This is a genomic window from Streptomyces sp. NPDC028635, from assembly GCF_040637635.1.
Taxonomy (GTDB): Bacteria; Actinomycetota; Actinomycetes; order Streptomycetales; family Streptomycetaceae; genus Streptomyces.
The window spans coordinates 84541-96991 of the sequence record NZ_JBEZWX010000026.1; the positions used below are offsets into that span (position 1 = coordinate 84541).

Sequence of the window (12451 nt, forward strand, 5' to 3'; positions counted from 1 at the left end):
ACGGACCGGCCCGTTTTTCTTTTCCCCTTCCTCGCCCGTCTGGCTAGAGTCCGGCCCATGTCGAACGACCATCCGACACCGCCCGGCCCCCACGGCTCCCCCGGGCCCGCCGGCGGACCCCAGGGCCATCCCGGCCGGCCGCCCGGCCCGTACGCCCACCCCGCCCACCCCGGCTCCTACGGCCACCCGCCCCAGCCCGGCCCTTACGGCCCGCCGGCCACCTCCGGTCCCTACGGCCCGCCGGCCGTCCCGGGCCCCTACGGCCCGCCGGTCATCCCCGGCCCCTACGGCGGCCCGGGGATGCCGTACGGCCCGCCTCCCTACGGCCCGCCCGTGCCGTATGCCATGCCCCAGGCCGTGCGGGGCGCGCAGGTGCTGAACTTCGTCATGGGCGGACTCGGTGTCCTCTTCACCGTCCTCGCCGGTGCCCTCGTCAGCGCCTACGCGGCGGGGCGGGTCCTCGCGCCGTTCCTTCCCGCCTGCGTGCTGTTCGTGCTGGCGTTCCTCTATCCGAAGGCCGGCAACGGCGTGCGGATCGCCTCCATCGTGCTGGCCGCTGTGCAGATCCTGATCGCCCTCGGCGCCACGGCGAACGGCACGCCCGGCGCCGTCGTCCCGCTCGGCGGCGCCGTCGCCGTCATCGTGCTGCTCGGCCGGCGTTCCGCGAGCCAGTGGTTCGGCCGTCCGCGCACCCCCGCCCTCCCCCCGCAGCCGCCGTACGCCTGACACCCGTTGGCGGTCCTTCCTGCCGGCGGGGGTAGGCTTCGCCATCGGGGACCGCCATACGGACAGGTGTCGCGCCCGGTCGAGCCCGGCGCGCATGTCCGATCCGCACCGGAGGGGCTGACAATCACGTGAACCTGCGCGACAAGCTGCGCGGCCTGCTCGTCAAGCTGTACGCGCGGCGGGTGGAAGGCCACCTGGACCACGCTCAGGTGCCCAAGCACATCGGCGTCATCATGGACGGCAACCGGCGCTGGGCGAAGGCCGCGGGCTCCACCACCGCGCAGGGCCACCAGGCCGGGGCGGACAAGATCGAGGAGTTCCTCGGCTGGTGCAGCGAGACCGACGTCGAGGTGGTCACGCTCTGGCTGCTGTCCACGGACAACCTCACCCGCCCGGAGGACGAGCTGCGCCCGCTGCTCGGCATCATCGAGGGCGTCGTGCGCACCCTCGCCGCCGACGGCCGCTGGCGCGTGCACCACGTCGGCACCCCCGACATCCTCCCGGCCGGCATGCAGCGCACCCTGAAGGAGGCCGAGGAGACCACCGCGCACGTCGAGGGCATAGTGGTCAACGTCGCCATCGGCTACGGCGGCCGCCAGGAGATCGCCGACGCGGTGCGCTCCATGCTGTTCGACGCCCACGAGCGGGGCGTGGCGATGGACGACCTCGCCGAGCAGGTCGACGTCGACATGATCGGCCGTCATCTGTACACCAGCGCCCAGCCCGACCCCGACCTCGTCATCCGCACCAGCGGCGAGCAGCGGCTGTCCGGTTTCATGCTGTGGCAGACCGCGCACTCGGAGTACTACTTCTGCGAGGTCTTCTGGCCGGCCTTCCGCAAGGTCGACTTCCTGCGCGCCCTGCGCGACTACGCGGCCCGCCACCGCCGTTACGGCGGCTGACACGGCAACACGCCGCCGACCCCCCGGGGAAACTCCCCGTCTACCCCGTTCCACGCGGAAGTAACACGGAGTTCACCGCTGCGCCGCCCTGCCTTGTGGCATGGCGGCGCATTTTCGAGGGCATAAGGCAAGCAGGTCGACACCCGAACCACGGGCGTCGGATCTCAGCGGACGGCACGGGGCCGTCCGCCCGGGAGGCCCTTTGCACCAGCCCGACCGTGCGGCCACCGCGCGGAAGCAGCCGCGGAGGGCCGGTTCTAGGCCCGCCGCATGCGAGGGCGAGCCACCGGCCCAGCTCCACTTCGTCGCTCCCCGACCTCATCCGAGGGGGTACGTCCTTCCGTGGTGACCAGCACAAAGCGCCCCAAGCCAGACCGGCGCACCTACGTTCTCGACACCAGCGTCCTGCTGGCCGACCCGAACGCCTTGAGCCGCTTCGACGAGCACGAGGTCGTGCTCCCCATCGTCGTGGTCACGGAGCTGGAGGCCAAGCGGCACCATCCCGAACTCGGGTATTTCGCCCGGCAGGCCCTGCGCCTGCTCGACGACCTCCGGGTACGGCACGGCCGCCTCGATGCCCCCATTCCGACCGGGGACCTCGGCGGGACCGTACGGGTCGAGCTCAACCACTCGGACCCCAGCGTCCTGCCCAGCGGCTACCGCCTGGGGGACAACGACTCCCGCATCCTCGCGGTCGCCCGCAACCTCCAGGCCGAGGGTTTCGACGTCACCGTCGTCTCGAAGGACCTCCCGCTGCGGATCAAGGCGTCCTCGGTGGGCCTGCTCGCGGAGGAGTACCGGGCCGAACTGGCCATCACGGAGAACTCCGGCTGGACCGGGATGAGTGAACTCACCCTGCCGGCCGAACAGGTGGACATCCTCTTCGAGGAAGGCCGCCTGTACGTCCCGCAGGCGGCCGACCTGCCCGTGCACACGGGGCTGACCATCCACTCCGAGCGCGGCAAGGCCCTCGGCCGGGTCACGCCGGAGGGCAACGTCCGCCTGGTGCGCGGCGACCGGGAGGCGTTCGGCATCAAGGGCCGCAGCGCCGAGCAGCGCATCGCGCTGGACCTGCTGCTCGACCCGGACGTCGGCATCGTGTCGATGGGCGGCCGGGCCGGCACCGGCAAGTCGGCGCTCGCGCTGTGCGCCGGCCTGGAGGCGGTCCTGGAGCGCCGCCAGCACCAGAAGGTGATGGTCTTCCGCCCGCTGTACGCGGTCGGCGGCCAGGAACTGGGCTATCTGCCCGGCTCCGAGGCGGAGAAGATGAGCCCGTGGGCGCAGGCGGTCTTCGACACGCTCTCGGCGGTCACCTCGCGCGAGGTCATCGAGGAGGTCACCGCGCGCGGGATGCTGGAGGTCCTGCCGCTGACCCACATCCGGGGCCGCTCGCTGCACGACGCGTTCGTCATCGTCGACGAGGCCCAGTCGCTCGAACGGAACGTCCTGCTGACCGTGTTGTCCCGGATCGGGGCGAATTCCCGGGTCGTACTGACCCATGACGTGGCACAGCGGGACAACCTGCGGGTCGGGCGCTACGACGGTGTCGTCGCAGTCGTGGAAAAGCTGAAGGGGCATCCGCTCTTCGCGCACGTCACGCTGAACCGGTCCGAGAGGTCCCAGATCGCGGCGCTTGTGACCGAAATGCTGGAGGACAGCAGCATCTGATCCGGAATCCCCGGACGTTGGCGCCGTCCCGCAAAGGCGAAGAGCCTAGCGGGGCGGCGCCGCCGTATGTGGGCGTTCGATGAAATCCCGGGGTCCAAACGGGATGTGAGCTTTCACACGCAGCCCAGAATTGCGGTGCGGCGCCGGGTTACGGCAGAGTCTCACTCCTGTCAGGCCCCGCATACGACACACCTGTACCCCCAGCGGTATGGCACCACAGCAGGAACACCAACTCCATAGCAGCCGTCGTATGCCGCCCGAGCACCACGCGGCGCTCCCGCACAGGGAGTTGCCCACCGGGCCCGCGCCTCCCGTGACCCCGTAGTTGGGGAGGCCAGTGTTCAGGGGCACGATTGCGTCCGCCAGGGTCACCGAAGCGGGCGATGCTGGAAGGAAACCGTGTGAGCCGGATTTCGGTCCGGGGATTCGCAGTGGCCTCCGCCACCGCGGTCACCGCTGTCGGAAGCGTCGTCGGCGTTGCCTCGGGCAGCACCGCGCAGCCCAACGACGCCGAGGCGACGGCATCCGACGTCACGCTCCTCGCGGACATACCCGCGGGTCAGCAGGCCCAGGTGCAGACTGCGTCCCTCGCGCAGCAGGCCGACGCACAGGCCATCGCCGCGGACGCGAGCGCCAAGAAGACCGCCGAGGAGGCGGCCCGCAAGGCGGCCGCCGAGACCGCGATCGCGAAGAAGGAAGCCGCCGAGAAGGCGGCGAAGGAAGCCAAGGAGCGCGAGGAGGCCAAGAAGGCCGCCAGCCGCAGCGCCGTCCGGGACGCCTCCAGCTTCGCCGTCCAGGGCTCCTACACGGTCTCGCAGATCCAGGCGATGGCGCGTCAGATGGTCGGCGGCGGCCAGTTCCAGTGCTTCAGCAACATCGTGGACCACGAGTCCAGCTGGAACTACCGTGCCGTCAACGCCTCCTCCGGTGCCTACGGTCTCTTCCAGGCTCTTCCCGGCTCCAAGATGTCGTCCGTCGGTGCCGACTGGCAGACGAACCCGGCCACCCAGATCAAGTGGGGCCTGAACTACATGAACAGCCGGTACGGCAGCCCGTGCGACGCGTGGTCGTTCTGGCAGGCCAACCACTGGTACTAGGCCCACCCCGGCCCACCACGGCTCTCGCTCAACCTCGCGCAGCCCCTCCCCGTCCTAGGGGGAGGGGCTTTCGCCCTGTACGGTCGTACGCGACGACTCCAGGGGGGAGTGGTGAGGAGAGACGGGGGAAGAGGACGGATCATGTCGCGAGTGCCAGGGTGGCTCGGTCGGCTCGGCGCCGGACTGACCGGGATAAGTGAGCGGCTCGACGAGCGCCGCGCCGAGTTCGAGCGGGAAGACGCCGAACACGAACCCGTCGTACCGGCCGAGCACGTGCCACCACCCCCCGACTACGCGCCCGCGGTCCCGGCCCGGCCGGACCCCGCGCACGCCGTCCCCTGGGGTGTCCGTGTCGCGGCGGAGGCCGGCTGGCGGCTGCTGGTGCTGGCGGGCACGCTCTGGGTGCTGATGCGGGTCATCAGCGCCGTCCAGCTCGTCGTCCTCGCCTTCGTCACCGCGCTGCTCATCACCGCGCTGCTCCAGCCGACGGTGGCGCGGCTGACCCGTATGGGCGTGCCGCGCGGCCTCGCCACGGCGATGACGGCGATCCTCGGCTTCATCGTCATGGGGCTGATCGGCTGGTTCGTCAGCTGGCAGGTCATGGAGAACATCGACAACCTCTCCAGCCAGATCCAGGACGGCATCGACGAGCTGCGCAAATGGCTGCTCAACAGCCCGTTCCACGTCACCGACAAGCAGATCAACCAGATCGCCAAGAACCTGCGCGAGGCGATCGGCGCGAACACCGACCAGATCACCTCGGCGGGACTTGAGGGCGTACAGGTCGTCGTGGAGGCCCTCACCGGCATCCTGCTGACCGTCTTCTCCACGCTGTTCCTGCTCTACGACGGCCGCCGCATCTGGGAGTGGACCCTGAAGCTGGTCCCGGCCGCGGCCCGCCCGGGCGTGGCCGGCGCCGGCCCGCGCGCCTGGCGCACCCTCACCGCGTACGTGCGCGGCACGGTGATCGTCGCCCTCATCGACGCGATCTTCATCGGCCTCGGCATCTACTTCCTCAACGTGCCGATGGCCGTGCCGCTCGCGGTGTTCATCTTCCTGTTCGCCTTCATCCCGCTCGTCGGCGCGGTCGTCTCGGGCGCCCTCGCGGTCGTGGTGGCCCTCGTCACGCAGGGCGTGTTCACGGCCGTGATGGTCCTGGTCGTCGTGCTCGCCGTGCAGCAGATCGAGGGGCACATCCTCCAGCCGTTCATCCTCGGGCGGGCCGTGCGGGTGCATCCGCTCGCGGTGGTGCTGTCGGTGGCGGCCGGCGGGATGATCGCCGGTATCGGCGGCGCGGTGGTGGCCGTACCGCTGGTGGCGGTGACCAACACGGTCGCCGGCTATCTGCGGGCGTACTCGCACGAGGCGGCGACCCGGCACACCCCGCGGCCGCGCGGAGCGACGGCGTCGGACGTGGCGGCGGCGAAGGCGGCTGCCGCGGAGCCGGCCGCCACCGCGCCGGAGCCCGCGAGCGAGACACCGCCGGCCTGAACCCCAGCCCGCGGCGGCGCGCCCTGTCCGTGGTGGCGTGCTCAGCCCGCGGCGGCCGCTCTGCCCCAGACGCATGTCCGGTCCGAGGCGGCGCAGGCGAAGGCCCCGTCCACCCGATGGTGGACGGGGCCTTCGCGGCAGCCGCAGTCCGGGCCCTACTCGGCCAGGACCGCCTCCGCCTCCAGCGTGACACCGACGGCCTGCACGACCGAGGCGATCTTGAAGGCCTCCTGGACGACCTCGCGCTCGACACCGGCCTTGCGCAGCACCTGCTCGTGCGAGTCCAGGCACATGCCGCAGCCGTTGATCGCGGAGACCGCGAAGGACCACAGCTCGAAGTCCGTCTTGTCGACACCGGGGTTGCCGATGACGTTCATCCGCAGGCCCGCGCGCAGGTTGCCGTACTCGTGGTCCGACAGCAGGTGGCGGGTGCGGTAGAAGACGTTGTTCATCGCCATGACGGCGGCGGCGGCCTTGGCGGCCTGGTACGCCTCCGGCGTCAGGTTCGCCTTCACCTCCGGCTCCAGCTCACGCAGCACGATCGGGGAGCGCGACGCGATGGCGGTCGCCAGCACCGTGCCCCACAGCTGCTGCGCGGGCAGGTCGGAGTTGCCGATGACCGAGCCCAGGTTGAGCTTCAGGTCCTTGGCGTAGTCCGGGACGCGGGACTTCAGGGAGTCGAGGGACATGCCTCACTCACCAGCCAGCAGCGCGACCGGGTCCAGGGTCTCGTCGCCCTTGCTCCAGTTGCACGGGCACAGCTCGTCGGTCTGCAGGGCGTCCAGGACCCGCAGGACCTCCTTCGGGTTCCGGCCGACGGAGCCCGCGGTCACCATGGTGAACTGGATCTCGTTGTTGGGGTCGACGACGAAGACGGCGCGCTGGGCGAAGCCGTCCTCGCCCTCGATGCCGAGGTCGCGCATCAGCTCGTGCTTGGAGTCGGCCATCATCGGGAACGGCAGGTCCGTCAGGTCCGGGTGGTCCTTGCGCCAGGCGTGGTGGACGAACTCGGAGTCACCGGAGAAGCCGAGGATCTGCGCGTCGCGGTCGGCGAACTCGTCGTTCAGCTTGCCGAAGGCGGCGATCTCGGTCGGGCACACGAAGGTGAAGTCCTTGGGCCACGCAAAGACGACCTTCCACTTGCCCTCGTAGGTCTTGTGGTTGATCGTGTCGAACTCCTTGCCCTTCTCCAGCGAGACGCAGGCGGTCAGTTCGAACTCGGGGAACTTGTCACCGACAGTGAGCACACGCTCTCCTTGCAGCGAAGAAACACCCCTTTTGAGGGTGTTTCCCATGGGTTGGACGCTGTTGATGTTGGCACACCGTGCATTGATTACGGAAATAGCTACACTCGGTCGGGTTGATCGGAGGGAGCTATCAGTGAGCGTCGCGGGTGTGACCGGCGGGACCGGCGGCAAACGGAAACAGCCCAGCTTGGCGCAGCTGCGGGCGTTCGCGGCGGTCGCCGAGCATCTGCACTTCCGCGATGCCGCGGCGGCGATCGGGATGAGCCAGCCGGCGCTCTCCGGTGCGGTGTCCGCGCTGGAGGAGACACTCGGTGTCACCCTCCTCGAGCGTACGACGCGCAAGGTACTGCTGTCGCCGGCCGGTGAACGGCTCGCGGTGCGCGCCAAGGCCGTACTCGAGGCGGTCGGGGCGCTGCTGGAGGAGGCCGAGGCGGTGCGGGCGCCGTTCACCGGGGTGCTGCGGCTCGGGGTGATCCCGACGGTCGCCCCCTATCTGCTGCCGACGGTGCTGCGCCTGGTGCACGAGCGGTACCCCGCGCTGGACCTCCAGGTCCACGAGGAGCAGACCGCCTCCCTGGTGGAGGGGCTCAACTCGGGCCGGCTGGACCTGCTCCTGCTCGCCGTGCCGCTCGGGGTGCCGGGGGTCGTCGAACTCCCGCTGTTCGACGAGGACTTCGTCCTGGTCACGCCCCTGGACCACGGACTCGGCGGACGCGAGGGGATTCCCCGTGAGGCGCTGAAGGAGCTGAACCTGCTGCTGCTGGACGAGGGGCACTGTCTGCGGGACCAGGCGCTCGACATCTGCCGCGAGGCGGGTCGCGAGGACGCGCCCGTGACGACCACGGCGGCCGGGCTGTCCACGCTGGTGCAGCTGGTCGCCGGGGGGCTGGGCTGCACGCTGCTGCCGCGGACGGCGTTGAAGCTGGAGACGGCGCGGAGCAGTCAGCTGCTCACGGGGTACTTCGCGGCTCCGGCCCCCACGCGTCGCATCGCGTTGGCGATGCGGGCCGGGGCGGCTCGCTCCGCGGAGTACGGGGAGTTGGCGGGGGCGTTGCGGGGGGCTCTGCGGTCGCTTCCGGTGCGGGTTGTTTCTGGCGGGGAGTAGCGTCTGGCGGGCGGGGGTTGTCGTGTGTGTGCGGGCCGGCGGGTGGTTCTCGCGCCGTTCCCCGCGCCCCTTTGGCGCCCGCGGCGCCGGGTGCGTTGTGGTTGGTCGCCGTCGCCTGCGGCGGCCTGTGCGGGGTGCGTTGTGGCTGGTCGCGCCGTTCCCCGCGCCCCTTTGGGGCCTGCGGCGGCCCGTTGCCGTCCGGTGGGTGGTTGCGGTCTCGCCCGCGGTGCGTCGTGGGGCGGGGCCGGGGTGGGGGGTGTCCGTCCTCGGTCCGGCCACCCGTCACCCGGTCCGGCACCGTTGCCCGGTGCCGGCCGCTGCGGGCGGACACCCCCCACCCCGGCCCCTTGCCGCCGTCGGCGGCTACTCCGTGCGCAGGCCCTCCGGACGCATCAGCTTCAGCAGGGGAGGGAGGCTGAGCAGAGTCACGGCGAGGACGATGGCCGCGCCTACGCCGGTCATCGACAGGACGCTCGGCCAGTCCACGTGGATCGGGGTGGCCGTCATCCGGAGCAGGACCGCGCCCAGGGTCATGCCCACCGCCGCGGCCAGCAGGAGGCCGAGGGCGATCGGGATCGCCGTCTGCCACAGGACCGACAGACTGAGGGTGCGGCGCCGGGTGCCGAAGGCGACCAGGGACGACAGCAGTTTGCGGCGTTCGCGCAGCTGTTCCAGCTGGGAAACCAGCAGGCTCGCCCCGATCAGGGCCAGCACACAGGTCGCGCCGACGAAGAGGCCGGTGCGGATGGCGGCGAACTTCGGGGACTGCAGGGTCGCCGACCACAGCATCGCGTCGGCCCTGGGATCGACCCGCGCGGCGGTGTTGCGGGCGTACTCCACGGCGTCCGGCACCGCGTCGTCGAAGCCGAGGAAGATCTGTCCGGTCATGGCCGGCGCCGCCCGCTGGGGCAGGACGCTCGGCGTGAGCAGGAAACCGGAGCGCTTGATGCCGTTCGGGTCCTTGATCGAGTCGGCCTGCTTCAGGTTCGCCGGGACGTGCCAGGCGACCTCCCGGCCGTGGGTGTCGCCGTAGGAGGGGTCGATGAACAACGTCCGGCCCGGGTGGGCGAGCTTGGCCGTCTGCCCGTCCTCGTACTCACCGCCGCGCAGGGCGAAGACGTCGCCGTCGCGGCAGGAGGGCAGTGCGGCCAGCTCCCGCAGGGCCGCGCAGTCACCGACCATCAGTTCGCTGCCCAGCGCGGGCTCCTTGCGGCCGTCGCCGACGGAGACCTGGGACAGCGCGGTCACCTGGCCCACTCCTCGGGTCCGCCGGAACTTCTGCGCCGCGTCCCCGAGCGCGTCGCCCGCGGGCAGCGTCACCTGCATCTGAGCCCGTGTCACGTCCTTGCCGGACGAGCGGGTGTAGTCGCCCTCGACGCCCGCGAACAGCATCTGCAGAGCGATCGCGCCGGCCACCGCCACGGCGATCCCGTTGACCATCCGGGCCGCGGTACCGCTGCTCAACTGCAAGCGCCGGACGGCCAGCTGCCAGGCGATGCCGCCGGAGCCGAGGCGGGCGACGACCGTCTCCACCACCCACGGCAGCAGTGCGGTCACGCCGACCAGGAGCAGCAGCACACCGCCCGAGACCAGGTACTGGTTGAAATCGCCGTGGTTGCGGCCCTGACCGACCATCGGGTAGAGCATCGCGAGGCCGGCCAGCGGCAGCAGCAGCCGCCACCACAGCCTGCGCCGCGCGGGCTTCGCCGTGCGGATCACGCCGAGCGGCTCGATGACGACCCCGCGCAGCGCGAACAGCGTGACCAGCACCGCGGCCGCGGGCACCGCCACGGCCACGAGCACGGCGAGCAGCGGGGTGGGGTTGAGGGAGCTGGGGAAGACGCTGATGTCCAGTACGTCGAAGGTCCCGGCCAGCTGCCGGCCCAGCACGAAGAAGCCGCTGCCGAGGACCAGTCCGAGCAGGGCGCCGCCGAGCGCCTCACCGGCCGCGATGCGCCGGGTCATGCCGCTGTCGGAGCCGACCAGCCGCAGAGCGGCCAGCCGCCGGTCGCGCTGCTCACCGCCGAACCGCACGGCGGCGGCGATGAACACGGCCACCGGCATCAGCAGGATGAGGAAGATGACAAGGACGAGCAGCAGCAGGACCGGGTCCATGCGCTCGGGGGTGGCGTTGGGGTTGCCGAAGCGTTCGAGCCGCGTCACCCGGCCGCCGTCGACCTGGGACGAGAGTCCGTCCGCGCCACGGTAGAAGAGCATTTCGGCCGGTCCGAGCAGGCCGCTCTCGCCGATGGTCCCGACGATCCGCTCCGGCAGCCGCTCCCGCAGCAGCCGGCCGTCGTCCGACTCGAGCAGCCGCTTCAGCGCGGGGGAGACCACCATCTCGCCCTTGGCCGGGAAGGCGTCCACGCCGGGCGGCAGCGGCGCATGCGGACCCTCCGGCTGCACCGCGCGCCCCAGCACGTCCTTGTCCCGGAACGACGTCCCCGCGTCCGCGACCACCAGGGTGCGGTCGGACTTCTTCACGCCTTCACCGGTGTAGAGGCTGGCGCGCGCCTCGCTGCGCTCGTGCCGTACGGCCAGGGCGCTCGGGATCGCGGTGGTGAGCAGCAGCAGCGCCACGCCCAGCCCTACGCCGACGGCTGTCAGCACGGCCCGGATCCATCCCTCACGCCCGCCGCTGTAGGCGAAGCGCACCCCCATGGCCAGATCCCTGGCCCACTGCCGCAGGCTCATACCGCGCGCTCCATGTCCCGGGACTTGCCGTCGCGGACGACGACCTCGCGGTCGGAGTAGGCGGCCACCCGGGCCTCGTGCGTGACGAGGACGACGGCGGCGTTGGCCGAACGGGCCGCGTCGGTCAGCAGCTCCATGACGCGCTCACCGTTGAGGGAGTCCAGGGCGCCGGTGGGTTCGTCGGCGAAGACGACACGGGGGTTGGTGACCAGCGCACGGGCGACGGCGACGCGCTGCCCCTGCCCACCGGACACCTCGCCGGGCCGCTTCTTCCTCAGATCGTCGACCTCGAGCCGCTCCATCCACCCGAGCGCGGCCCGCTCGGCCTCCTTGCGGGAGGTGCCGTTGAGCCGCAGCGGCAGGGCGACGTTCTCGACGCACGTCAGCTCGGGCACGAGCTGGCCGAACTGGAAGACGAACCCGAACTCGCTCCGGCGCAGCGCGCTGCGCTGGGCGTCACTCATCGCCGACAGCTCGCGCCCGCCGTACGTGATGGTGCCGGAGTCGGGCGGGACGATGCCGGCGAGGCAGTGCAGCAACGTCGACTTGCCGGAGCCGGAGGGGCCCATGACGGCGACGACCTCACCGGGATGGATGGAGAACGAGGCACCGTCCAGAGCGACGGTGGGGCCGTAGACCTTGTGCAGCTGGTCGGCGGCGAGCAGGGAACCGGCGGGGGCGTTCACTGGGCCACCACCGCCTGACGCAGCTTGTCCAGACGGGCGGCGGTCAGCTCGAGCCAGCGCAGGTCGGCCTCCAGGTGGAACAGGGCGTGGTCGCAGATCAGCTGGTCCGCCAGATCACCCTTGCGCTTGCGCTCGGTGAGGATGCGCATGCTGCGCAGGTGCTCGGAGCGTTGCGTGTCGAGGATGTCGGCGGCGTCGCGGTGGGTGAGCAGCGCGAGGACGACCTTGGTGTACAGCGTCGACTGCAGATACGGCTCGGGCTTCTCCGGCGTCGCGAGCCACCGCTCGACGTCGGTGATCCCGGCCTCGGTGATGGCGTACCGCTTGCGCTCGGGACCGCCGCCGGCCTCGATGCCGTCGACCTCGACGAGGCCGTTCTTCAGCAGGCGGGACATCGTCGAGTAGACCTGGCCGTAGTGCAGCGGCCGGTCGTGACCGAACTTCTCGTCGAAGGCCCGCTTGAGGTCGTATCCGTGCCGCGGACCGGACTCCAGGAGCCCCAGAAGGGTGTGACCGATGGACATACGACGACTCTACACACCGTGTATACCTCGCATGTATACACAGAGTGCGGAGTGAGGGGCAGCGAGTACGTCAGCGCAGGTGAGCCGCGTATGTCACGCTTCAGCAACAGGCGCGGCCACGTCCCGCACCCCCGAAGGCCACGACGGCCACCACCGGCCTGCTCGGACCGCCGGCAGGGCGGCCCGCAGCCGCCGACGGCGGGAAGGGGCCGGGGCGGGGGGTGTCCGCCCGCAGCGGCCGGCACCGGCGGTGGGTGCCGTATCGAGTGACGGGCGGCCGGACCGAGGACGGACACCCCCCACCCCCGCCC

At 71.2% G+C, this 12451-nt stretch carries 11 protein-coding genes; 6 read left to right on the forward strand and 5 right to left on the reverse strand.

The features are described 5' to 3' along the window. Positions 1-57: 57 nt before the first annotated feature. The 5 genes from AB0E88_RS25070 to AB0E88_RS25090 all read left to right on the forward strand — a co-directional run bounded on the left by AB0E88_RS25070 (position 58) and on the right by AB0E88_RS25090 (position 5884). Positions 58-726 carry a hypothetical protein gene (locus AB0E88_RS25070; protein WP_361634427.1) on the forward strand — a complete coding sequence of 223 codons (669 nt, stop codon included), beginning with the start codon at positions 58-60 and terminating at the stop codon, positions 724-726. 128 nt (positions 727-854) lie between these two features. Next, the gene (locus tag AB0E88_RS25075; RefSeq protein ID WP_361634430.1) at positions 855-1628 is read left to right on the forward strand and encodes an isoprenyl transferase; all 774 of its coding nucleotides are present in this window, start codon (positions 855-857) and stop codon (positions 1626-1628) included. Between the two features lie 342 nt (positions 1629-1970). Next, positions 1971-3296 carry a PhoH family protein gene (locus AB0E88_RS25080; RefSeq protein WP_361634433.1) on the forward strand — a complete coding sequence of 442 codons (1326 nt, stop codon included), beginning with the start codon at positions 1971-1973 and terminating at the stop codon, positions 3294-3296. Positions 3297-3697: 401 nt separating this feature from the next. Further along, positions 3698-4393 (forward strand): transglycosylase SLT domain-containing protein, encoded by a 696-nt coding sequence (locus AB0E88_RS25085; protein ID WP_361634436.1) that lies wholly within the window; start codon positions 3698-3700, stop codon positions 4391-4393. A gap of 141 nt (positions 4394-4534) precedes the next feature. After that, positions 4535-5884 carry an AI-2E family transporter gene (locus tag AB0E88_RS25090; RefSeq protein WP_361634439.1) on the forward strand — a complete coding sequence of 450 codons (1350 nt, stop codon included), beginning with the start codon at positions 4535-4537 and terminating at the stop codon, positions 5882-5884. A gap of 155 nt (positions 5885-6039) precedes the next feature. Here AB0E88_RS25090 and AB0E88_RS25095 read toward each other — a convergent pair whose 3' ends face one another. Together AB0E88_RS25095 and AB0E88_RS25100 are read right to left on the reverse strand one after the other, a co-directional pair. Further along, entirely contained in the window at positions 6040-6573 is a 534-nt protein-coding gene (locus tag AB0E88_RS25095; protein WP_361634442.1) for an alkyl hydroperoxide reductase, read from the reverse strand. 3 nt (positions 6574-6576) lie between these two features. Continuing rightward, complete coding sequence (locus tag AB0E88_RS25100; protein WP_361634445.1) at positions 6577-7131, reverse strand: peroxiredoxin; 555 nt, start codon at positions 7129-7131, stop codon at positions 6577-6579. Between the two features lie 148 nt (positions 7132-7279). On the opposite strand from AB0E88_RS25100, the gene AB0E88_RS25105 reads away from it, so the two are divergent. Beyond that, positions 7280-8236, forward strand: coding sequence for a hydrogen peroxide-inducible genes activator (locus AB0E88_RS25105; RefSeq protein ID WP_361634462.1), 957 nt, complete (start codon positions 7280-7282; stop codon positions 8234-8236). A 363-nt stretch (positions 8237-8599) separates the two neighbouring features. Here the strand turns inward: AB0E88_RS25105 and AB0E88_RS25110 are convergent, their stop codons facing one another. Genes AB0E88_RS25110 through AB0E88_RS25120 form a run of 3 tightly spaced genes read right to left on the reverse strand, consistent with a single transcriptional unit; the run spans position 8600 to position 12140 of the window. Continuing rightward, positions 8600-10930 carry an FtsX-like permease family protein gene (locus AB0E88_RS25110; protein ID WP_361634448.1) on the reverse strand — a complete coding sequence of 777 codons (2331 nt, stop codon included), beginning with the start codon at positions 10928-10930 and terminating at the stop codon, positions 8600-8602. Further along, positions 10927-11616, reverse strand: coding sequence for an ABC transporter ATP-binding protein (locus AB0E88_RS25115; RefSeq protein ID WP_361634451.1), 690 nt, complete (start codon positions 11614-11616; stop codon positions 10927-10929). The genes AB0E88_RS25110 and AB0E88_RS25115 overlap by 4 nt, the downstream gene beginning before the upstream one ends. Further along, on the reverse strand, positions 11613-12140 hold the full coding sequence (locus tag AB0E88_RS25120; RefSeq protein ID WP_361634454.1) for a PadR family transcriptional regulator: 528 nt from the start codon (positions 12138-12140) through the stop codon (positions 11613-11615). Before AB0E88_RS25120 ends, AB0E88_RS25115 begins: the two co-directional genes overlap by 4 nt. Positions 12141-12451: the final 311 nt, after the last annotated feature.